The sequence below is a fragment of the Kitasatospora sp. NPDC004723 genome (genome assembly GCF_040609255.1).
Taxonomy (GTDB): domain Bacteria; phylum Actinomycetota; class Actinomycetes; order Streptomycetales; family Streptomycetaceae; genus Kitasatospora.
On sequence record NZ_JBEXJT010000004.1, the window covers coordinates 34,672 to 56,449 of the forward strand.

Genomic DNA, 21,778 nt, shown 5'->3' on the forward strand with positions numbered 1-21,778 from the left:
GATCCTGGCCCGGGAGAGGAGCGGCTCGCGGCTACCGGACGGGACGGTCGCCGAGCAGGAGGCGGCGGACCCGGCCGACAGTGGCCGCGTCGCGGGCCGTGGTGAACGGCAGGAGGTTGCCCCCGGCGAGGCGGAAGGGCGTGCCGTCCAGGGTCGCGTGGGCGCCGCCCGCCTCGGCGACCAGGAGCAGGCCGGCCGCGTGGTCCCAGGCGTTCTCCCAGGCGAACACCGTCGCGTCGAGGGCGCCGCGGGCGATCGCCACGTACTCCAGCCCCGCCGAGCCCGCGCACGGCCGGGTGTGCACGCCCTCGGTCCGCAGGTGGGCCAGCGCGCGCTTCGCCTCGGGCGTGGCCTGGAAGGGGAAGGAGGCGGCGATCTCCAGCGGCGCGCCCTCGGCCGGGGAGCCCGTCCGCAGCGGGACGCCGTCCAGGCGGGCGCCCCCGCCCCGCAGGGCCGTCGCCATCCGGTCGTGGACCGGGGCGTACGTCCAGGAGGCCAGCAGTTCGCCGCGGTGGGCGAGGGCGACCAGCGTGCAGAACCCCTCGTCGCCGCGGACGAAGGTCCGGGTGCCGTCGATCGGGTCGACGATCCAGACCGGGCGGTCGCCGGCCAGCTCCGCGTACAGGCCGGGGTCCGCGTCGACCGCCTCCTCCCCCACCACGACCGAGCCGGGGAGCAGCGCCGTCAGAGCCGCCGTCAGGTGCGCCTCGGCGCCCCGGTCGGCGACGGTCACCAGGTCATACGGGCCGTGCTTCTCGGCCACCTGGTCGGCCGTCAGCGCGCGGAAGCGCGGCATGATCTCGGCGGCGGCGGCCCGCCGGACCGCCTCCTCCACCGGGCCCAGGCAGTCCGCGGCGAATCGTTCGTCGATCATCTGTCCATCACATCACAGCTTGGGCTCTCCGGATCCCGACCGAACAGCCGGACGGTCCTGGCGGCCCGGCCGGTCCGGCCCGTCCGGCGCCCGCGCCGCCGCGGACGGCGTGCGGACGCACGGCGCGGCGCCTCGGACGCGACGGGCGCCCTGCCCCCCGCACATCACTTCGTCGCCACGGCCGGGGGAGCCCCACGTCGTGTCGGGGCCGGGATCAGCGCGGGGTACGGCCCAGGGCCCGGCGCAGCGCGAGGTGGGTCAGCCAGGCCATGCCGAAGGTGAACGGCGCGGCGATGTCGTCGGCGGGTCCGGGGACGAGCGAGCAGAGCACCATGACGGCGAGCGGTATCCAGACGCGCAGCAGCGCCCGGCGGACGACCGGCCGCCCCGGGGCGAGCGCGGCCGCCCACGGCACGAGCAGGCCGAGCACGGCGAGCGGGGCGGTGAGGCCCGCGTGCTTGACCGCCTCGAACACGGTCCAGGCGAGCAGCAGGATCCCGAGCGCTCCCCAGGCGGTCCGTTCGACGGCCAGCGCGGCGGCGCGGTCGGCGGTCCTCCGTGTCATGGCGGCTCTCCCCCTGGATGTCGTGCGCCCGGTCCGGCCCGTACCGTACCGGGCGTCAGCGGCCGGTGGCGGCCGCGAGCGAGCAGTGGTCGCGGGCTTCGGCCAGGGCGGCGGCCAGGGCCTCGGGCCGGCGGGTGGAGAGGTACAGGTAGGGGCAGAGCAGGGAGGGTTCGGCGACCTCGACGCGGACGGCGCGCGGGAGGTAGCTGCGGATCAGCAGACGGGCCCGGGGACCGGCCAGCCGGGTGCGCCAGGCGAAGGCGGCGGCCTGGTCGAGGACTTCGACCGCGCCCGTGTGCTCGCCGCGCAGCACGATCGGCCCGGCCACCAGGACGCCGTCGCAGACCCGGATCCGGACCGCGCCGTAGCCGTTCAGCGCCGGGGCCACCAGCGCCAGCAGCAGGGCGCCGGCGGCCAGCGCGGGCAGCGGACCGAGCGGGGCCAGCGCGCAGGTGAGCGCGGTGGCGGCCGTCAGGGCGGCGAGCCACCAGCGCAGCGGGACGGAGAGTCGTTCGTCGTAGATCACCACATCCGGGATGCTGCCACGCCGCGGCCCGGTCCCGGCAGCCGGGCCGCCCGGCGCGGTGCGGGCGTGGCGCGGCGGCGCCGGGGCTCAGGCCTCGTCGTACCAGGAGAAGGCGGCGATCCGCCAGCCCTCGGGGGTGCGCACGAACTGGAAGGTCTTCGTCCCGCCGCCCCCGTAGGACTCGCCGTCCAGGGTGCCGGACTTGCGGTACTCGCCGGTGCGCGAGGCGACGGCCCCCACGATCTCGGTCCGCTCGGAGGTCTCCCACTCCGAGAAGCCGACCAGCCGGCCGTCGTTCAGCAGGCGCTCGCGCGGCTCGACGAACTCCTCGACGGAGTAGACCGTGAACGTCGGGGCGGTGCAGACGATCACTCCCTGCGGGAGCATCAGCCGCCGGAGCCGGGCCACATCGGCGCCCTGGCCGGCGCGGTTGTCGAAGGCGCCGAAGAACTCGGCGGTCAGCTGGTCGATCTCGGTCTTGGACATGGGCCCGACCGTAGCACCGGGCGGTCCGCCGGTCCGCGCCGCGGTGATCGGTCACGCACCGTCAACGGAGTTCCCGCTTCCGGGTGTTCCGGATGTGACGATGTCGCGCCCCTATGGTGAACGCGGATCGCTGGCTAGCATGAACATGCCGTCGAAAGGTATCCGCCGACCCTCTACAGGAGGAGCCCATCATGAGCGCACAGGTCCTGGAGATCCGCGACGCCGGCCTGCTGGACATCGACGAGGACACCATCGCCTTCGAGGACGAGTTCGACGCGGACCTCGCGCCGGTGGCGTGCATCGACGACCCGTGGGTCACCTACGTCCCCACCCGGTTCGAATGCGGGCTCAACTCCTGACCTCCACCGAGCGGTCCGCGTAACCGGCCGCCGGGCGGGCGCCCGCCCGGCGACCCCAGGGCACGGCGGACCAGGGAGGGAGCGGCGGAGGCCATGGCGACAGCGGCACCACCGGGCCGGGAGCCCGGCCGCGGAACGGCCGAGGACGTGCGCTCCCGGATCGCGGCCCGGCTGGCCGCGCCGGACGGCGCCGCGCACCGCCGGCTGCACGCCGGCGACGGCTGGCTGTATCTGCACGACCCGGAGATGCCGGCCCTCGCCCACGGCTGGAAGCTCCACCTCTCCGCCCGCCCCGAGCACCTGCCCGACCTGGTCGACCTGGTGCTCCCCGTCCTGCTCCGGCACCGCTGCGACGCCAAGTTCGCCGCCGACGCCGCCGTGCTGGGCCGGCTCAACTCCGGGCTGCGCGGCGCCGCCGCCGTCGGCAAGGCGGTCACGGTCTACCCGGCCCCGGGCGGGATCGAGGCGCTGGCGGCCGAGCTGGCCGAGGTGCTGGCGGGCCGCCCCGGCCCCCGGGTGGTCAGCGACCGGCAACTGCGGGCGGACGCCCCCGTCTACTACCGCTACGGGCCGTTCCGGGTCACCGGCGACGACCCGGACCTCGTCATGACCGGCCCCGCCGGGGAGGCCTTCCCCGGCCTCGCCGACGGCGCCTACCGCCAACCGCCCTGGACGGCCGACCCGTTCGCCGCCCGTGCCGCGCGGCGGGAGGCGACCACCCGGGTCGGCGACGGCCGCTACCGGATCACCGGCGGGATCACCCGCTCACCGAACGGGCACGTCTACCGGGCGGTCGAACTCGCCACCGGGCGGGCGGTGGTGGTCAAGCAGGCCCGCGCGTTCGTCGCCGAGGACCCGTCCGGCACCGACGCGCGCGGCCGGCTCCGGCACGAGCGGCGGGTGCTCGACGCGCTCGACGGAGTGCCCGGAGTGCCGCGGGCGGTCGACTACTTCCGGCACGGCGAGGACGAGTATCTGGTGAGCACCGTCCGCGGACCGCACGACCTGCGCCGCGACGTCCTCACCGCGGGCCCGTACCCCGTCGGGACCGGGGACGCGGGCGGCCGGGGCTGGTGGGCGCTGGCGCGCGGACTGTTGGCCGTCCTGGACGCCGTGCACGCGCGCGGCGTGGTGGTGTGCGACCTCAAGCCCGCCAACGTCGTGCTCGACGGCTCGGGCGGCTGCTCGCTCGTCGACTTCGGCGTCAGCGCCCTCGCCGGCGAACGGCCCGAGGGCGCCACCCTGGGCTACGGCCTGCCCGGCGCCGGCGCGGCACGGCCCGCCGACGACTACTACGCGCTCGGCGCCACCCTGCACTGGGCCGCCACCGGACTCGACCCCGTGGTGATCGACCCGGACCCGGCCGTCAACCGCGAGCGCACCCTCGCCTGTCTGGCCGGCGCGCTCCCGGGGCACGCGCCGGCGGACACGGACGCGGACGCGGTGGTGACGGTGGTGGCCGGGCTGCTCGCTCTCGACGCCGGGGCACGGACCGCGGCCGCCGCCGAGCTGCGGCGCAGCGGCACCGTCCGGTCCGGCCTCCGTTCCACCCGCCGGGCCCACCGACCGCCGACGGTGACCGGGAAGCTGCTCGACGAAGCCGTCCGGCACACCCTCGACCGCTGTGTCCGGATGGCCCACGACCTGGTCGACGCCGACCCCCGGGGCGGGCGGCCACGCACCCTGCTGTCGTTCTACGACGGCGCCGCCGGACTCGGCCTCGAACTGCTCCAGCACCCGGACCGGCCGCGGGCCCGCGCGGCCGCCACCGCCCTCGCCCGCTGGACGGCCGCCCACCCCGCGCTCGGCCGGCTCGGCCCGGGGCTGTACGACGGCCGGGCCGGCGTCGAGCTGTTCCTCGCCCACGCGGCCCGGCCGCTCGGCACCGAACGACCCTCCGCGTGGGGCGAACCACTCGGCGACGACCTCCCGGCCGACCAGATCTCCGGGGCCGCCGGGGTCGGCACCGCCCGGCTGCTGCTGGCCCGCGCGGCCCGCGCCGACGGCCGCCCGGAGGAGGCCGAACGGCACCTGGCCGTCGCCGCCGAGTGCGCCCGCCGGCTGACCGACGGCCGCCCCACCGGCCCCCGGGAGACCCCCAACCCGGGTACGGCGGCGCTTGTCGAGGGCTTCGCCCACGGCCGGGCCGGGCCGGCCCACTTCCTCCTCGCCCTGCCCGATGAGTCCAACGAGTCCAACGGGTCCGACGGGTCCAATGAGCCCGACAAGTCCGACAAGCCCGTGGAGGCCGCCCGGCGCCTGGTCGACGGCCTCGCCGCCGACGTCCCCCGGCTCGCGGCGGCCGCCGGCGCCCCCGGAGCGACCCGCCGCTACGGCTCCTGGTGCCGCGGGCTCGCCGGGATCGGCACCGTGCTCGTCCAGGCCGCCCACCGCCTCGGCGACCCGGCGCTGCTCACGCCCGCCGCGGAGGCGGCGCAGGCCTGCCGCGCGCTGGCGCCGAGGATGGGCATGACCGGCCAGTGCTGCGGCCTGGCGGGCGTCGGCGAACTGCTGGTCGACCTGGCCGCGGCCACCGGGGACGAACGCCACCGGCGCGCCGCCGAGGAGGTCGCGGGCCTGATCCTGGCCCGCGCCGGCGGCCCCCGGGGTCGTCCGCTGCTGCCCGGCGCCGATCCCACCGCCGAGTCCCACGCCTGGGCCACCGGCACGCCCGGCGTGCTCGCCTTCCTGCGCCGTCTGCAGCACGGGGGCGGCCCGCGTCCGGGCCGGCTGTTCCCGGCCCGACCCGACGATTTTGGTTTCTGATCATCCGTTGGTAGTTTTTTCCTCGTCGAGAGGGCGGGCCGCGCGAGACGCGGAAAGCCCGGTCGGCCAGGCGTCGGTGGTGCATTGGCAGCACGCCCGCTTTCAGCGGGAAGAGTTCGTTCGATTCGGGCCCGGCGCTCCATCCTCGGGGGTGGCATCCGTATGACGGGTGCCACCCCCGGCCCGTTTCCCACGTCCCCCGTGCCGGGAGGAGACTGCTCCCCGTGACCCTGCTGCTCTCCCGCACGGACATCGAGGCCGCCCTGGACATCCCGGCCGTCCTGGCCGCCCTCGACGCGGGCTTCCGCACGACGGACCGGCTCCCGGCCGCCCAACGGGTGGGCGCCCGCCTGCCCGGCCCCGGAACCGCCATGTGCCTGATCCCGGGGCTGCTCCCCGACGTTCCCGCGTACACCGTGAAGGTCAACGCCAAGTTCCCGGCCGCCACGCCCGCCCTGCGCGGGATCGTCTGCCTGCACGCCCTGGCCGACGGCGAACTGCTCGCACTGCTCGACTCCGCCTCCGTCACCGCCTGGCGCACCGGACTGGCCGCCGCACTGGCCACCCACACACTCGCGCCGCGGCGCGCGCGGACGGTCGCCGTCATCGGCGCCGGCGCGCAGAACCGGACCGCACTCCGGGCCCTGCGCACCCTGCGGCCGATCGACGAGGTGTACGCCTACGACCTGGACCCGGAGCGCGCCGCGGCCGTCGGCACGGTGATGCCCAGCGCACGGGCCGCCGCCACGGCGGCGGACATCGTCCTCACCGCGACCTGGTCACGCGAGCCGCTGCTCGACGCCGACGTCCTGCGGCCGGGCCTGCACCTCACCAGCCTCGGCTTCGACGAGCCCGGCAAGACCGAACTCTCCCCCGCCCTGCTGCGCGCGAGCCGCCTCGTGGTGGACGACCCCACGCTCGCCGCCACCTCCGGCGTCCTGCACGGCACCACCGTCGACCCGGCCCTCGCCACCCCGCTCGCCGACGTCCTGCGCGGCACCGCCCCGGCCCGCCCCGACGACCGCCCCACCGTCTTCGCCCCGGTCGGCCTCCCCTGGCAGGACCTCGCCCTCGCCTGGCCCGTCTACCTCGCCGCCCGGTCCGACGCCGCGTCGCCCTCCTTCACCTTCCACTGACCGGCCGTGCCGGGTCGCCCCCGGGAGGCGCCCCGGCGGCGAAACCGCCTGGCAACTCTCCTGGTCCCCGGTGGCCACCATCCCCCTCACCGCCTGACCCGGCACCCGCCGCGTCCCGCTCGGCGGGCAACCCTGACCAGCCGTCAGGCGGCCTGCCAGAGCTCGATCCGGTGGCCCTCGGGGTCGGTGACCCAGCCGAAGCGGCCGATCCCCGCCAGCTCCTGCGTCCGCTCGTCCACCGCCGCGCCCTTGGCCCGGAGCTGGGCGAGCATCGCGTCCAGGTCGCGGACGCGGAAGTTGAGCATGGTCTGCTGCTCCCGGGAGCCGAAGTAGTCGGTCCCGGAGTCGAAGGCGGCGAACACCGTCGGGCCGGCGTCCTGCCGCCAGAGGCCGTTGTCGTCGGCGTCCAGGCCGAGGCAGTCGCGGTACCAGGCGCTCAGCGCCGCCGGGTCGGCGGCACGCAGGAAGTAACCGCCGATTCCAAGCACACGTTCCATGCCCGCCATCCTGCCAGGACGGCGATCGGTCGGCGGTCGGTCGGCGGTCGGCCACCCCGGGCGTGTCGGGGGGCCAGGAGCCGGTGGCCACGATGTGCCCGACGATCCGGAGCGCCCCGGCGAGCGGGACGCCGTCCCGGACGGCGCGGAACGCGAGGGCCGATTTCCGCCAGCCCGGCCCGGGGCGGGAGCGCAGAGTGGGAGGCGTGGGACGGGTCGGACGAGTGACCGGAGAGCGGACGTGAGCGTGCACACCAGGAGCGGGACCCCCGCGCAGCGGGTCGGCGAGGCCGACTGGGCGGCGATCGGCGAGGAGGTCGAGGAGCACGGGAGCGCGCTGACGCCGCCGCTGCTCGACCCCGCCGAGTGCGCCGAGGTGGCCGGGCTCTACGACGAGGTGGAGCGTTTCCGGAGCACCGTCGACATGGCGCGGCACCGGTTCGGCTCCGGGCAGTACCGGTACTTCCGCGAGCCGTTCCCCGCGCCGGTCGCCGCCCTGCGGGAGGCGCTCTACCCGCGACTGCTGCCGATCGCCCGGGACTGGGCGGCCAGGCTCGGCCGGCCCGCACCGTGGCCGGACGGCCTCGCCGAGTGGCTGGAGCAGTGCCACGCCGCCGGGCAGACCAGGCCCACGCCGATCCTGCTGCGCTACCGCGCCGGCGACTGGAACGCGCTCCACCGGGACCTGTACGGCGACCTGGTGTTCCCGCTCCAGGTGGTGATCGGCCTCGACGCCCCCGGGGTCGACTACACCGGCGGCGAGTTCCTGACCGTCGAGCAGCGCCCCCGGGCCCAGTCGCGCGGCAATTCCGTCGCCCTTCCCCAGGGCCACGGCCTGGTCTTCACCACCCGGGACCGCCCCGTGCGGTCCGCCCGCGGCTGGTCGGCGGCCCCCGTCCGGCACGGCGTCGGCACGGTGCGCTCGGGACTGCGGCACACGCTCGGCCTGGTGTTCCACGATGCCGCCTGACGCCCTCCCCCCAGGCCTCGCCACGCCCTGGCCCGAGCCGCACACGGCGGCCGAACTCGACGCCGTCCTGGGACTGGTGGCGCCGGACGCCTCCGTGGTGATCGGGCACGGCCGCGACGAGGCCTCCGTCGCGGCGGCCCGCGCGTTCGCCCGCGCCTTCGCCGAGCGCCGGCGGGCCTGCGGCGGGAGCGTGCTCGACGTCGTCGACTGGCCCGAGGAGGCCGCCTCCTGGCTGCGCCAGGCCCGCCGGTTCACCGCCCCCGCGCCGGACGCCTGGGTGGTGGCCGCCGGGCCGCGCGGCTGGGCGGGCATGAGCCGGCGGCTGCGGCGCAGCACCGACTGGGACCCGGCGCGGACCGTCGGCTTCGCGTCGACCGGCAGCGCCCTCGCGCTCGCGCTCGCCGGTCCGGGCACCCTGGACGGCCTGCGCGGCGCCACGGCGGACGGCCGGACCTGGCAGGTGGGCGGCGGCGGGAGCCACGGCGCGCCTCCCGCCCCGCCGCAGCGCTGAGCGGCGTGGCCGCCCCGGCTGCCGCCCCGGGGGAAACCTCGGTCACAGTCGGCCGATTCGGGGCGGTCGGCGGGCCGGGATCGTGACGTAGGGTCGGCCCCGGGACGGCCGCGCGGGTGGGGGTTCGCGCCGGAGCCGTCCCCGGTGCGGCCGTCGTTCTCGCGATCGGTCACGGTACGGCCGCCCCGGGCACCGTGGTTCACCGTTGCTCACGGACGTTCACCGTTGCCCGCGCCGTTCACCGCTGCTCCTCGCTCTCCGACGCTCCGACGTTCCGTCACTCCGGGCCGCGGCCCGCGCCGCGGCCCCGGCACCGCGCCACCGCGCCACCGCGTTCGGCCGCCCGTCCCGGGTGACGCACCGCAGCACGCCGAAGGGATTGTCATGCCCGAGTACACCGACCCGTCGCCGAGTTCCCCCGGCGACCCGCTCCCCGTCTCCCGGATCGGCCGCCGACGCCTGCTGCGCGCCGGGCTGGCCACCGGCGGCGCGCTGGCCGCCGTCCGGCTGCTTCCCGCGACGGCCGCCGGCGCCGCGCCCACCGTCGCCGTCCGCCCGCCCACCGGCGGGTACGCACCGGCACCGGCCGCCGTCCCCGCCGCGTGGCCGGACTGGGCGCGGTTCGCCCGGCTGGCCGACGGCACCTTCGACGAGGTCGCCGACATGCAGGGCACCATCGACACGCTCAAGGCCCAGAACGTCAGCGTGATCGAGCTGGACACCGTGCTGTCCGACTGGCACACCGACGCCGAGTTCACCGCCCACGCCGCGCTGGTCAAGACCTTCGCCGGCAAGGCGCACGCGGCCGGTCTGAAGGTCGTCATGTACTACCCGTCCCTGGAGGTCATCTCGCCCGGCGGCGAGAAGGGCCGCTCGTTCTACAAGAACGACCAGGGCCGCAACTGGGTCCAGCGCTCCCTCGACGGCAAGCCCAACGTCTTCTACGGCAGCGTGGTGGTCTGGGTCGACCCGGGCGACGAGAGCTGCTGGGTGAGCCCCAACTCCCCCTGGCGGGACTACTACCTGAAGCGGATCAAGCAGCTCGCCGGCACCGGCGTGGACGGGATCTGGCCGGACGTGCCGATCTACTTCGACGGGGTGCTCACCTGGTGCGACGCCTCCACCTGGGGCGCCGCCGCGTTCACCGCGGACACCGGACTGCCCGCCCTGCCCAAGGCCGCGAACGACAACGACCCGGTCTTCCGCCGCTACGTCGAGTGGCGCCACCGCAACCTGCTCCAGTTCCAGCTCGACATCGCCGCCGCCGGGCGCAGCGTCAACCCCGACCTGGTCACCTTCGTCGAGACCGTCTCGATGGACTACCGCTACGCCACCTCGATCGGCCTGGACGGCGCCTACCTGCGACAGGCGGCGGGCAACGTCAGCCAGGTCTGGGAGGTCGACATCCTCGCCAACGAGGACGGCATGCGGCACGCCACCGCGACCGACTGGACCTGCCTGATCTCGATGTACAAGTACGCGCGGGCGGCCAGCGGCAGCAAGCCGGCCTGGGCCTTCTCCTACGGCTGGAAGGCCGACGACGCCTCGCTGGTGATGTCGGAGCTGATCGCGGCCGGCTGCAACCCGTACGAGGTGAAGACGCCGTACAAGAACGACACCACCGACGCGGCGATGCGCACCCGGATGTTCGGCTTCGTCAAGGCCAACGAGCGGCGGCTCTACGACGCCGTCTCGGCGGCCGAGGTCGGCGTCTACCACTCCAGCGCCTCGCGCGACTACGTCGGCCCGGGCGAGGGCAACGGCATGTACGCCAACGCGACGGCGCCCGCCGGGATCCTCGACTGGTGGGGCGGCGACGACGCGGCGATGAGCTGCACCACGATGCCGTGGCTGGGCGACTTCCGCGGCACCGTCAAGGCCCTGGTGTACGCGCACATCCCGTTCGACACGGTGACCAGCCCGGGGCTCGCGGCCGAGGACCTGGCGCGGTTCAAGGTGGTGCTGCTGCCGAACCTCCAGGCGGTCTCCGACGCGGAGGCGGCGGTGCTGCGCGGGTACGTCGCGGGCGGCGGCACGATCGTGCTCACCGGGCCCGCGCCGACGGGCCTCGACGAGTACGGCACGGCCCGCGCCGAGTACGCGCTGGCCGACGTGCTGGGGCTGCGCCGGGCCGATCCGCTGCCGGCGGCCCGGCGCACCGCCTTCGGCGCGGGCGTCTGCTGGTACCTCGGCGGCGAGCTGCCGGGGCTCGCCTATCTGCGCACCGCCGACCAGGCCGCGGGTGACCGGCTGCTGGCCCCGGTCCGGGAGGCCGCGCCGCCCTCGCTGGGCCTCTCCGGCGACCGGCGGATCCACCTGGAGGCGCGCCGACTGGGTGCGGAGACCGTCGTCCACCTGGTGAACTTCAGCAACTTCGGGGACACCCCGGCGGCGTTCCGCACCACGCCGGCGTCCTGCACCCTGACGTACGCCGTCCCGGCCGGGCGCACCGTCGCGGCGGTCACGGTGGCCACCCCGGACGGGACCGATCCGGCGCCGCGGCCGGTGCCGTTCACGGTGACCGGGGCGGTGCTGAGTGTGCCGCTGACGGTCGCGCAGTACGCGGTCGTCGGCATCACCGTGAGCTGATCCCGCGCGCCCCCGGCCGGCCCGTCCGGGGCCGGCCGGGGTGCGGGCACGCGAACGCCCCGGAGCCGACGGCTCCGGGGCGCGGGGCGGAAGGATCAGCCGTTGCTGCTCTCGAAGGCCGCCAGCCAGCTGAGACGCGGGCCGACGAGGCCCACCGCGGCGTTGCCGGCCTCGAGGCCCGCCGAGTAGGAGGGCTGCTCGCCCCCGCCGTGCGCCACCGCGGCGGTCGGCGCGATCACGGCGGCGGCGGCCACGACGGTGGCGACCACGGCGAACTTGCGGAGCTTTCCACGAACCGACATCTCAGGTACTCCTTGATGGTTGGTCAGCAGTCTGCGCCGGCCGTCGCGTGGGACGGCCGGGCGGCACACACGTTGGCACACGAAGGTGGGGGGCCGGACGCATTCGCAACCCGACGCGGGCGGCGGGGCGGGAAGTTCCCCCGGGAGGGTGAAACGGGGGGCGGGTGCCCGTTCGGGCAGACGAATCTTCCGAAGCTGCCACCGGAAACCAGCATGTGGGTACATTCAAGATCGACTTCCGAGCAGTCGGACCGCGCTCCCCGCACGCACCGAGACAGGATCCCGATGACCGAGCCCAGCTCCGCCGTCAGCCGCCGCACCCTGGTGACCGCCATCGGCGCCACCGCCGCCGCGCTCGCCACCGCCCCGGCCGCACACGCCGCCGCGCCGGGCGCCCCGGCCACCGCTCCGGCTGCCCCGGCGCCGGCCGGAACGCCCGCCCGCACCGTCACCGTGCCGGCCACCCGGGCCCGCTCGGCGGCCGGTCGCGCGGCCACCGCCGCACGCACCGACTTCCCGATCCACTACGTCGGCGTCAGCTGGGACGGCCCCCGGCGCGGCGGCTCGATCCGGCTCCACCACGAGGGCACCGGCCCCGGCGCCTGGCAGCCGCTCACCGCCGGCTGCGCGGGCGGCCCCGACCTGCCGGCCGGCTCGGCGGGCGCCGACGCCTCCCGGCGCGCGGCCGTGCTGGTCCCCGCCGGCGGCGCGGTCGGCTACGACCTGCGGCTGCCCGACGGCGCCACCGACGCGCGCTCCACCGCCCTGGACACCACCCAGGGGCCGGCCCGCACCACCACGCTCTCCCCGACCGCACCGGTCACCCTCTGCGGCGTCCAGTACCTCAGCCGCGCCGCCTGGGGCGCCGACGAGTCCAAGCGCTTCAAGAACGGCGTCGAGAACTCCCCGGCCAAGTACTACCCGCTGCAGACCCTGACGGTGCACCACACCGACACCCCGAACGCGGACGCCGACCCGGCCGCCACCGTGCGGGCGATATACGAGTACCACGCCGTCACCCAGGACTGGGGCGACATCGGCTACCACTTCCTGATCGACGAGGCCGGCCGGATCTACGAGGGCCGCTGGTCCGGCGACGACGGCCTCCCGGCGCACGACGCCAACGGCAACGTGGTGACGGCCTTCCACACCTCCGGCTTCAACTCCGGCAACCTCGGCATCGCCCTGCTCGGCACCCTGACCGGCCAGGAGCCCACCGCCGCGGCCCGCCACTCGCTCACCCTGCTGCTCGCCCTGCTGACCCGCACCCACGGGCTCGACCCGCAGGCGCACGTCACCTTCGTCAACCCGGTCAACGGCGTCACCAAGCCGGTCGACCTGATCAGCGGCCACCGCGACTGGCTGGCCACCGACTGCCCCGGCGGCACGATGTACGCCACCCTGCCCGCCCTGCGGGCCGAGGTCGCCGCGCTCTGACGGCCCGGCCCGGCCCGGGGTCCCCCGCCCCGGGCCGGGCCGGACGGCTCAGGCGTGCTCGACGCCGCCCGCGCCGCCGTCCAGGCCCAGCAGGCCGACGGCCCGCTCGCGCATCTCCACCTTGCGGATCTTCCCGGTGACCGTCATCGGGAACTCGTCCACCAGGTGCACGTAGCGCGGCACCTTGTAGTGGGCGATCCGCCCCGCGCAGTACGCGCGCAGCGCCTCGGCGGTCAGCTCGGGCGCGCCGGGGCGCAGCCGGACCCAGGCCATCAGCTCCTCGCCGTACTTGGCGTCGGGCACCCCGATGACCTGGACGTCCTGGACGTCCGGGTGGGTGTACAGGAACTCCTCGATCTCGCGCGGGTAGATGTTCTCGCCGCCGCGGATCACCATGTCCTTGAGCCGGCCGGTGATGGTGAGGAAGCCCTCCTCGTCCATCACCGCGAGGTCGCCGGTGTGCATCCAGCCCTCGGCGTCGACCGCGTCGGCGGTGCGGTCGGGCTGGTCCCAGTAGCCGAGCATCACCGAGTAGCCCCGGGTGCGCAGTTCGCCGGGCGTGCCGCGCGGGACGGTCTCGCCGCTCTCCGGGTCGGCCACCTTGACCTCCAGGTGCGGGCCGACCCGCCCGACGGTGGAGACCCGCCGCTCCAGCGGGTCCTCGGCGCGGGTCTGGGTGGAGACCGGCGAGGTCTCGGTCATGCCGTAGCAGATGGAGACGTCCCGCATGCCCATCCGGTCGACGACCTGCTTCATCACCTCGATCGGGCAGGGCGAGCCGGCCATGATCCCGGTGCGCAGGCTGGACAGGTCGTGCTCCGCGAAGCCCGGGTCGTTGAGCTCGGCGATGAACATGGTCGGCACGCCGTAGAGCGAGGTGCAGCGCTCGGCGGCCACCGCGCGCAGGGTGGCGACGGGCTCGAAGGCCTGGGCGGGGATCACCACGCAGGCCCCGTGGGAGAGCGCCGCCAGGTTTCCCATCACCATGCCGAAGCAGTGGTAGAAGGGCACGGGCACGCAGATCCGGTCCGCTTCGGTGTAGTCGCAGAGCTCACCGACGAAGTACCCGTTGTTGAGGATGTTGCGGTGCGAGAGCGTGGCGCCCTTGGGGAAGCCCGTGGTCCCGGAGGTGTACTGGATGTTGATCGGGTCGTCCGGGCTCAGCCCGGCCCCGATCGCGGCCAGCCGGTCGCGGTCGCCGCGCTCCCCCGCCGCCAGCAGCTCGTCCCAGCCGGCGGAGCCGATCAGCAGCACGTCGCGCAGTCCGGGGCAGCGCGGGCCGGCCTCGGCGAGCATCGCCGCGTAGTCGGAGGTCTTGAAGGCGGGCACCGCCACGACCGTGCGGATCCCCGACTGCCGCAGCACGTACTCGACCTCGTGGGCGCGGTAGCCGGGGTTGACGGTCACCAGGATCGCGCCGATCCGCGCGGTGGCGTACTGGGTGAACACCCACTCCGGGCAGTTCGGCGCCCAGATCCCGACGCGGTCGCCGGTCCGCACCCCGAGGCCGAGCAGCCCGAGCGCGACCCGGTCCACCTTCGCCGCCAGTTCCCGGTACGTCCACCGCCGGCCGCTCGGCACGTCCACCAGCGCCTCCCGGTCGGGGAAGGCGGCGACGGCGCGGTCGAGCGCGGCACCGATGGTGTGCTCCAGCAGCGGCACCGAGGTGTCACCGGTGCTGATGCTGGGAGACGGGGAGGGCGAGGTCATGGTGAGGGCTCCTGGACTCGTCCGGCGCAGGTCGACCGACTCTACGCCGCCCGTCCCGCCCCGTCACCCACGCGCGCACCACCCTTTCCCCACGGGCGACGGACGACCGGCGGCGGGTGCCGTGCCGGGGCCGCCGGTGCGGCCGGCCCCGGCGTCCCCCGCCCGTCAGGCGGAGGCGGCGTCACGCACCGCGGTGCGCTCGGGGGCGCCGGGGGCGGCCTTCGGGGCACCCTGGCCGGGCGGGAGCGGGATGGTGGCGGCCACCGCCGCGGCGACCAGCGCCACCCCGCAGCCGATCAGCAGGCCGACCCGGAAGCCGGTCTCGGAGGGCAGCACATGGCCGCCCATGGTGGTGGTCAGCTGGGCGAGCACCACACCGACCACGGCGGCGGAGAGCGAGGTGCCGAGCGAGCGCATCAGGGTGTTGAAGCTGTTCGCCGAGGCGGTCTCGGACATCGGCACGGCGCTCATGATCAGCGCCGGCATCGCCCCGTAGGCGAGGCCCACACCGGCGTTGCAGACCAGGGTCACGACCAGTACGCCCCAGGTGGAGCCGATCAGCAGCATCGACAGCCCGTACCCGGCGGCGATCGCCAGGGCGCCGACGACCAGGGTGAACTTCGGGCCGCGCGCCGTCGAGAGCTTGGCGCCGAGCGGCGAGACGACCATCATCATCAGGCCGGAGGGGGCCATCCACAGGCCCATGGCCAGCATGGACTGGCCCAGGCCGTAGCCGGTGGCCTCGGGCAGCTGGAGCAGCTGCGGGATGATCAGCGCCTGCGCGTACATCCCGAAGCCGACCAGGACGGACGCGGCGTTGGTCAGCAGCACGCGCGGGCGGGCGGTCACCCGCAGGTCGACCAGCGGCTCGGCGATCCGCAGCTCCCAGACGCCCCAGCCGAGCAGCAGCACCACGGCGGCGGCGAACAGGCCGAGCGTCGTTCCGTCGGTCCAGCCCCAGTCGCCGCCCTTGGAGACCGGCAGCAGCAGGCAGACCAGGCCCGCGCCCAGGCCGAGCGCGCCGAGGCCGTCGAAGCGGCCGCCGGCCGGCGGGGTGGCGGGGGCGGGCACCAGGAAGCGGATCATCGCGGCGATCGCGACGGTGAGCACGGCCGCGCCCCAGAACAGCGCGCGCCAGCTGGCGTACTGGGCGACCGCCGCCGAGATCGGCAGGCCGAGGCCGCCGCCGATTCCCATCGAGGCGCTGACCAGGGCGATCGCCGAGCCGAGCCGCTCGGGCGGGAGCACCTCGCGCAGCAGGCTGATGCCGAGCGGGACCACGCCCATGCCCATGCCCTGCAGTCCGCGTCCGACGATCATCGGCAGGACGGAGGAGGTCAGCGCGCAGATCACCGAGCCGACCAGGAGCGGGGCGCAGCAGGCCAGCAGCATCCGCCGCTTGCCGAGCAGGTCGCCGAGCCGGCCGCTGATCGGCACGAAGACGGCGGCCGACAGCAGGGTCGCGGTGATCACCCAGGAGGCGTTGGACGCGGAGGTGTCCAGGATCTTCGGCAGCTCGCCGATCAGCGGGGTGACCAGGGTCTGCATGATCGCGGCCACCGTACCGGTGAGGGCGAGCGTGGCGACGATCCTCCCGGTCCGGTCGGGGGCGGTGGTCTGTGGGGCGGCCATGGGCGGGGGCTCCTCGGTTCCGTACGACGGTCGACGGATATGCATCCTACACATGATATGCATGATGCATAAAGACTCCGATGGGCGCACACCTGCCATACTGTGCGCAAACATCGCAGGTCAGGGCACCGACGCCAGGGGCGGGAAGGACGACGTCATGAGCGGACCCACGGACGAGGTGGCGTTCGAGTACATGGTGCTCAGCCGGCACCACTACCTCAGCCCGGTCGGCGTCCGGCCGCACGGCAGCGGTCTCGACCGCAGCGCCTACATCCTGCTGAGCCGGATCCGGATGCAGGGCCCGATGTCGATCGGCGAGCTCAGCGACGCCTTCGGACTCGACGCCTCGACCCTCAACCGGCAGACCGCCGCGATGACCCGGGCCGGGCTGGTCGAACGGATCCCCGACCCGGAGGGCGGGCTGGCGCGCAAGTTCCGCATGACCGAGGAGGGCGAGCGGCGGCTCGACGAGGACCGCGCGGCGCACGCTCACGCCCTCGGCCTGGTGATGGAGGACTGGCCCGACGAGGACGTCGAGGCCTTCGCCGGGTTCCTGCGGCGCTTCAACACGGGCATCGAACGGCTCGACGGGCGGCCCTGGCCCCGCCCCTGACACTCCCTGACGCTTCCGGACACCGCCGCCCCGCCGGACTCGACCGCCCCACCAGGAGCCCGACAGATGGACCGCCCGCAGGCCCCCGCCCTCCTCCTCGACGCGCTCGCCCCCGCCCATCCGGCCGGCATCCTGGACGCCGCCGAGCAGGCCGAACGGCGGGGCGCGGACCGGCTGGTGGTCTCCGAGACCGCCTACGACCCGTTCCTCCAACTGGCCCGCGCCGCCGACCGCACCAGCTCGATCGAGCTGGCCACCGGAGTCGCGGTGGCCCTCGCCAGGACCCCGATGACCCTCGCCTACCAGGCCTGGGGCCTGCACGCGGCCTCCGGCGGACGGGCCGTCATCGGGCTCGGCTCGCAGGTCAAGCCGCACATCGAGAAGCGCTTCGGGATGCCCTGGGACCGGCCCGCCGCACGGATGCGCGAGTACGTGCACGCGGTGCGGGCGATCTGGCACAGCTGGCAGACCGGCGAACGGCTGCGCTTCCGGGGCGACTTCTACACCCACACGGTGATGACGCCGGTCTTCTCCCCCGATCCGGTCCCGGCCGGGGTGCCGCGGATCCTGCTGGCCGGCGTCGGTCCGCTGATGGTGCGCACCGCGGGCGCGGTGGCGGACGGCTTCCTCAGCCACCCGTTCACCTCCGTCGACTACCTGGCCCGACAGGTGCTGCCGGCGCTCGCCGAGGAGCGCGAACGGGCCGAGGCCGAGGGCGCGGCCTGGACCGGGCGGCCCTTCGAGGTCGTCGGCAGCGTGCTCACCGCGACCGGGCGCACCGAGGAGGAGCTGCGCGCCAACCTGGCGGCCACCCGTGAGCGGCTCGCCTTCTACGCCTCCACGCCCGCCTACCGTCCGGTGCTGGCCCAGCACGGCTGGGAGGAGCTGCACGAGGAGTTGCACCGGCTGTCGCTGCGCGGCCGCTGGCCCGAGATGGCCGCGCTGATCGACGACCGGGTCCTCGACACCTTCGCCGTCACGGGCACGGTCGAGGAGGCCGCGCGGGAGATCCACCGCCGGTACGCGGGCCTGGCCACCCGGGTCTCGGTCAGCCTCCCGGAGGACGCGGCGCCGGACCTCGGCCTGGACGTCCTGGACGCCCTGCGCGCGATCGATCGACCCGCGCCGCGCTGAGGCCCTGCGGTCGACGGGCCGTCAGCTCCACGCCGTCCAGAATCCGCTGACGGACCGTCGAACCGTCCGGCCGTGGCTACGCTCCGCAGCCGCCGCCGAAAGGGCCGACGGGCAGGGAAACCGGACAAGCGGTATCATTCGACGACTTTGCCGACCTCGCCGGCCTCGCGGGTGACTGCACCCTCCGCCTCGGCGCCGCCGCGCGCGGCGACCATCTCGGCGTACACCCGCGCGCCCCGGTCCGGGGCCAGGTCAAGGCAGGCCAGCACCCCGGGGACGGCGATGCTCGGCATCAGGTGCCGGTACAGCGTGGCGACCCGATCGGCGAGGTCGGCCCGGCCGGTGAAGCGCTGCGACTGGAGCTGCACGCCCACCCAGGAGGCCGTCATCAGCCCCGCCGTGTCGGCCGGCACCACGTGCGGCAGCAGCTCGCCGCGCTCGCCCGCCGTCACCAGCAACCGCTCCAGCCTGGCGATCCACCCCGGCGCGGCGTCGAACCCCAGATGGCCCTCCGCGCCCTGGTCCACCGAGAGCCGCACACCGGCGCTGACCAGCGGGTCGATGGGCACCAGATGGGTGACCACCATCCCGGTGTCCACGAACTCCTGCAGCCTGCACGAGCGCTCCGGCACGGCCTCGGCCTCGAACTGCTCCTCGATGACCCCCTGCGCCAGCTCGCGCTTGGACGCGAAGTGGAAGTAGACGGCACCCCGGGTCACACCGGCCCGGGCGACCACCTCGCCGATAGTCGCGCGCTCGTATCCGCACTCGTCGAACACCGAGGCCGCGGCCTCCAGAATCAGCCGCCGCGTCCGCAGCGCCCGCTCCTGTCGCGCCACCACGACCACCCCCGCCCACACGCACCGCAACAAACCAAACAGCCCGTATCTTACCCGGGGCACCGAACCGGCCCGGGGCGCTCCCCGGCGCGGCCCCGGGCACGCGGTGTCAGAGGATACCGACCGAGCGGTCGGCCCCGGCCCGGCACCCCGGTGCTCCGGCAGCCCCCTGCCCGCGCGCTCCGGGCGCTCCGGACCCCGGCGGTCAGCCCAGCACGGCGACCGCCTCGACCTCGACGAGCTGGTCGTGGTACCCGAGCACGGAGACACCGAGCAGGGTGCTCGGCACGTCGTGCTCGCCGAGGTACTCGCGGTAGACCTCCCAGACGGCGCCCAGGTCCGCCTGCCGGGAGGAGGCGACGTACACCGTGGTCCGCACCAGATCGGTGAGCGCCGCGCCCTCGTCCTCCAGGACGGTCAGCAGGTTCCGCATCACCTGGTGGGCCTGGCCGACGTAGTCGCCGACCGCCACGGTGCGCCCCTCGGCATCCAGCGGACAGGCGCCGGCCAGCCAGAGCGAGCGGACCGGCGCGTCGACGGCCGCCGCGTAGGCGTAGTCGACCGCCTGGGTGAGGCGGTGGTTGCGGATCAGCCTGACGGACTTGCTCATGGGTCCCTCCCGGACGGTCGTTCGGCCCTGCCGCGCCCCATCGTTGGATCCTCGCGCCGGAGCGTCAACCGATTTCCGGGCGTCGCCCCGGGCGGATCGGGGCCGGCGGCCGGCGAATTCACCGGTGCGGGTGATGGCGGGCCGCCCGCTCCGGCCGGGATCCTGGTGGCTCGCCCGGCTCGCCCGGTTCGTCGACGATCGAGGGGTCCACATGCCGTTTCCGCACCTCCCCGGGGTCTGGGGCCGCCGCCGGATGCTGGGACTCGCTCTGGGGGCCGGCCTCGCCCCCGCCCTCGGCACCGGACCCGCCGTCGCCCGCCCCGGCGACGAGGGCGGGGACCTCGCGCTCGGCCACCGGGTGGCCGCCGTGGCCGCCGCGCAGATCGGGGTGCCCTACGCCTGGGGCGGCGGGGACCGGCTGGGCGCGAGCCTCGGCTTCTGCGACGAGGAGAACGGCTACCTCGACGGCCAGTGCCTCGGCGAGAGCACGGTCGGCTACGACTGCAGCGGCCTGTCACTGTACTGCTGGTACCGGGCCAGCGGCGGCGCCGTCGAGCTGGCGCACTACACCGTGGCCCAGTTCCACCGCTCCGCCCCGGTGGAGCGGTCCGCGCTGCTCCCCGGCGACCTGCTGTTCTTCTCCCGGCCCGACGCGCCGCTGCACCACGTGGGCCTGTGGACCGGGGACGGCGCGATGATCCACGCCGAGCACACCGGCACCCTGGTGGCCCGGCTGGAGGGCGTGTTCGACGTCCCCCGCTGGTCCCGCGAATTCGCCGGCGCCCGCCGCCCGTTGCCGTCGCCCTGAACGTCCGGAGGACGCCCGGCCCTACGCCTCGTCCCACAGCTCCGCGGAACAGGCGTCCACCTGGGCGCGGATCCGGGCCAGCGCCGCGGCCGCCGGCAGCGGGCCGGGCCGGCGGCCGTCGCGCAGGCGCAGCGCGAGCAGGTCGTCCGCCGCCTCCCGGGGGCCGATGACCGCCTGGTAGGGCACCAGCCGCGCCTCCCGGATCCGGGCGCCGAGACTGCCCCGCTCCGGTCCGGCGACCTCGACCCGCAGCCCGAGGTCCAGACAGCGCCCGCGCACCCGCTCGGCCCGCTCCCGCTCGCCCTCGGACAGCGGCAGCAGCACCAGCTGGGTCGGCGCCAGCCAGGCCGGGAAGGCCCCCCGGTACAGCTCGATCAGATGGGCGACCACCCGCTCGACGCTGCCGATGACGCTGCGGTGGACCATCACCGGCCGGTGCTTGTTGCCGTCCGGCCCGGTGTAGCGCAGGCCGAACCGCTCCGGCTGGTGGAAGTCGATCTGCACGGTGGAGAGGGTGGACTCGCGCCCGGCGGCGTCGGCGATCTGGACGTCGATCTTCGGTCCGTAGAAGGCCGCCTCGCCCTCCGCCGCCTCGAACGGCACCCCGGAGCGCCGCAGCACCTCGGTGAGCAGCGCGGTGGCCCGCTCCCAGAGCGCCGGGTCGGCCACGTACTTGCCGCCCTCGCCCGGCAGCGAGAGCCGGTGGCGGACCGGCCGGATGCCGAGGGCCCGGTGCGCCTCGCCGATCAGCTCCAGAGCGGCGACCGCCTCGTCGGCGGCCTGCTCGGGGGTGCAGAAGACGTGCGCGTCGTTCAGCTGGATGGCCCGCACCCGGGTCAGCCCGCCGAGCACACCGGACGGTTCGGAGCGGTACATGCCGCCCAGCTCGGCGATCCGCAGCGGCAGCTCACGGTGGCTGCGGGCGCGCGAGCGGTAGATCAGGGCGTGGTGGGGGCAGAGGCTGGGGCGCAGCACGACCTGCTCGGTGCCCAGCTCCATCGGCGGGAACATGTCGTCGCGGTAGTGCTGCCAGTGGCCGGAGATCTCGTACAGCTCGCGCTTGCCGAGGACGGGCGAGTAGACGTGGCGGTAGCCGGCGCGCCGTTCGCGGTCGCGGATGAACTCTTCCAGGGCGTGCCTGATCGCGGCGCCGTCGGGCAGCCAGTACGGGAGGCCGGAGCCGATCAGCGGGTCGGTGTCGAAGAGTTCGAGTTCCCGGCCCAGCCGGCGGTGGTCGGCGACGGCGGCCGCCGGGGGTGCGACGGGGTTGCTGCTCATGGCGGTGGTCTCCACTCGGCTCGGCGGGCGAGTGGACCGGTACGGCGAAGCCCCGGGGCACTCGCCCCGGGGCTTCGGACTAGGTCAGCAGTCAGCGCGCCGGGACTCTCTCCGGCGTCGTCGTGAGGACGGCTGC

21 protein-coding genes and 1 tRNA gene are annotated in these 21,778 nt (G+C 75.4%); 11 read left to right on the forward strand and 11 right to left on the reverse strand.

What is annotated here, in order from left to right; genetic code table 11:
- Positions 1-31: 31 nt before the first annotated feature.
- From ABZW10_RS06700 to ABZW10_RS06715, 4 genes are all read right to left on the reverse strand, one after another.
- Complete coding sequence (locus tag ABZW10_RS06700) at positions 32-874, reverse strand: inositol monophosphatase family protein (RefSeq protein ID WP_355361007.1); 843 nt, start codon at positions 872-874, stop codon at positions 32-34.
- A gap of 214 nt (positions 875-1,088) precedes the next feature.
- The gene (locus tag ABZW10_RS06705) at positions 1,089-1,439 is read right to left on the reverse strand and encodes a hypothetical protein (protein ID WP_355361010.1); all 351 of its coding nucleotides are present in this window, start codon (positions 1,437-1,439) and stop codon (positions 1,089-1,091) included.
- 55 nt (positions 1,440-1,494) lie between these two features.
- The gene (locus ABZW10_RS06710) at positions 1,495-1,968 is read right to left on the reverse strand and encodes a DUF3093 family protein (protein WP_355361013.1); all 474 of its coding nucleotides are present in this window, start codon (positions 1,966-1,968) and stop codon (positions 1,495-1,497) included.
- A gap of 84 nt (positions 1,969-2,052) precedes the next feature.
- Complete coding sequence (locus ABZW10_RS06715) at positions 2,053-2,451, reverse strand: nuclear transport factor 2 family protein (RefSeq protein WP_355361016.1); 399 nt, start codon at positions 2,449-2,451, stop codon at positions 2,053-2,055.
- Between the two features lie 191 nt (positions 2,452-2,642).
- Here ABZW10_RS06715 and ABZW10_RS06720 point away from each other — a divergent pair, with 191 nt between their 5' ends.
- From ABZW10_RS06720 to ABZW10_RS06735, 4 genes are all read left to right on the forward strand, one after another.
- Positions 2,643-2,810: an SflA family class IV lanthipeptide gene (locus ABZW10_RS06720; RefSeq protein WP_355361019.1), complete on the forward strand. Its 168-nt coding sequence runs from the start codon at positions 2,643-2,645 to the stop codon at positions 2,808-2,810.
- Between the two features lie 93 nt (positions 2,811-2,903).
- Positions 2,904-5,576, forward strand: coding sequence for a class IV lanthionine synthetase LanL (gene lanL / locus ABZW10_RS06725; RefSeq protein ID WP_355361022.1), 2,673 nt, complete (start codon positions 2,904-2,906; stop codon positions 5,574-5,576).
- 70 nt (positions 5,577-5,646) lie between these two features.
- Positions 5,647-5,718, forward strand: a tRNA-Glu gene (locus ABZW10_RS06730).
- 82 nt (positions 5,719-5,800) lie between these two features.
- Positions 5,801-6,712: an ornithine cyclodeaminase family protein gene (locus ABZW10_RS06735; RefSeq protein ID WP_355361025.1), complete on the forward strand. Its 912-nt coding sequence runs from the start codon at positions 5,801-5,803 to the stop codon at positions 6,710-6,712.
- A gap of 143 nt (positions 6,713-6,855) precedes the next feature.
- Here ABZW10_RS06735 and ABZW10_RS06740 read toward each other — a convergent pair whose 3' ends face one another.
- Positions 6,856-7,209, reverse strand: coding sequence for a VOC family protein (locus tag ABZW10_RS06740; protein WP_355361028.1), 354 nt, complete (start codon positions 7,207-7,209; stop codon positions 6,856-6,858).
- Between the two features lie 241 nt (positions 7,210-7,450).
- Between ABZW10_RS06740 and ABZW10_RS06745 the strand changes: the two genes are divergently transcribed.
- The 3 genes from ABZW10_RS06745 (at position 7,451) to ABZW10_RS06755 (ending at position 11,279) form a co-directional block, all read left to right on the forward strand.
- Positions 7,451-8,179, forward strand: coding sequence for a 2OG-Fe(II) oxygenase (locus tag ABZW10_RS06745; protein ID WP_355361031.1), 729 nt, complete (start codon positions 7,451-7,453; stop codon positions 8,177-8,179).
- Entirely contained in the window at positions 8,169-8,690 is a 522-nt protein-coding gene (locus tag ABZW10_RS06750; RefSeq protein ID WP_355361034.1) for a hypothetical protein, read from the forward strand. Before ABZW10_RS06745 ends, ABZW10_RS06750 begins: the two co-directional genes overlap by 11 nt.
- A 384-nt stretch (positions 8,691-9,074) precedes the next feature.
- Complete coding sequence (locus ABZW10_RS06755; protein ID WP_355361037.1) at positions 9,075-11,279, forward strand: hypothetical protein; 2,205 nt, start codon at positions 9,075-9,077, stop codon at positions 11,277-11,279.
- 95 nt (positions 11,280-11,374) lie between these two features.
- Here the strand turns inward: ABZW10_RS06755 and ABZW10_RS06760 are convergent, their stop codons facing one another.
- Positions 11,375-11,581, reverse strand: a complete 207-nt coding sequence (locus ABZW10_RS06760; RefSeq protein ID WP_355361040.1) for a hypothetical protein — start codon at positions 11,579-11,581, stop codon at positions 11,375-11,377.
- A gap of 285 nt (positions 11,582-11,866) precedes the next feature.
- Here ABZW10_RS06760 and ABZW10_RS06765 point away from each other — a divergent pair, with 285 nt between their 5' ends.
- The gene (locus ABZW10_RS06765) at positions 11,867-13,018 is read left to right on the forward strand and encodes an N-acetylmuramoyl-L-alanine amidase (protein ID WP_355361043.1); all 1,152 of its coding nucleotides are present in this window, start codon (positions 11,867-11,869) and stop codon (positions 13,016-13,018) included.
- 48 nt (positions 13,019-13,066) lie between these two features.
- Here ABZW10_RS06765 and ABZW10_RS06770 read toward each other — a convergent pair whose 3' ends face one another.
- Positions 13,067-14,728 (reverse strand): AMP-binding protein, encoded by a 1,662-nt coding sequence (locus tag ABZW10_RS06770; RefSeq protein ID WP_355361046.1) that lies wholly within the window; start codon positions 14,726-14,728, stop codon positions 13,067-13,069.
- A 165-nt stretch (positions 14,729-14,893) separates the two neighbouring features.
- Positions 14,894-16,360, reverse strand: coding sequence for an MFS transporter (locus ABZW10_RS06775; protein ID WP_355361049.1), 1,467 nt, complete (start codon positions 16,358-16,360; stop codon positions 14,894-14,896).
- 157 nt (positions 16,361-16,517) lie between these two features.
- Here ABZW10_RS06775 and ABZW10_RS06780 point away from each other — a divergent pair, with 157 nt between their 5' ends.
- The gene (locus tag ABZW10_RS06780; protein ID WP_355361052.1) at positions 16,518-16,973 is read left to right on the forward strand and encodes a MarR family transcriptional regulator; all 456 of its coding nucleotides are present in this window, start codon (positions 16,518-16,520) and stop codon (positions 16,971-16,973) included.
- A gap of 66 nt (positions 16,974-17,039) precedes the next feature.
- The gene (locus ABZW10_RS06785) at positions 17,040-18,107 is read left to right on the forward strand and encodes a TIGR03617 family F420-dependent LLM class oxidoreductase (RefSeq protein WP_355361055.1); all 1,068 of its coding nucleotides are present in this window, start codon (positions 17,040-17,042) and stop codon (positions 18,105-18,107) included.
- 134 nt (positions 18,108-18,241) lie between these two features.
- Here ABZW10_RS06785 and ABZW10_RS06790 read toward each other — a convergent pair whose 3' ends face one another.
- Both ABZW10_RS06790 and ABZW10_RS06795 read right to left on the reverse strand, forming a co-directional pair.
- A complete protein-coding gene (locus tag ABZW10_RS06790) occupies positions 18,242-18,946 on the reverse strand; it encodes a ScbR family autoregulator-binding transcription factor (protein ID WP_355361058.1) in 705 nt (234 codons plus the stop codon).
- Between the two features lie 205 nt (positions 18,947-19,151).
- A complete protein-coding gene (locus ABZW10_RS06795; RefSeq protein ID WP_355361061.1) occupies positions 19,152-19,556 on the reverse strand; it encodes a RidA family protein in 405 nt (134 codons plus the stop codon).
- Positions 19,557-19,767: 211 nt separating this feature from the next.
- Between ABZW10_RS06795 and ABZW10_RS06800 the strand changes: the two genes are divergently transcribed.
- Positions 19,768-20,364, forward strand: a complete 597-nt coding sequence (locus ABZW10_RS06800; protein WP_355361064.1) for an NlpC/P60 family protein — start codon at positions 19,768-19,770, stop codon at positions 20,362-20,364.
- Between the two features lie 21 nt (positions 20,365-20,385).
- Here ABZW10_RS06800 and thrS read toward each other — a convergent pair whose 3' ends face one another.
- Positions 20,386-21,642, reverse strand: a complete 1,257-nt coding sequence (gene thrS, locus ABZW10_RS06805) for a threonine--tRNA ligase (RefSeq protein WP_355361067.1) — start codon at positions 21,640-21,642, stop codon at positions 20,386-20,388.
- Positions 21,643-21,778 lie beyond the last annotated feature (136 nt).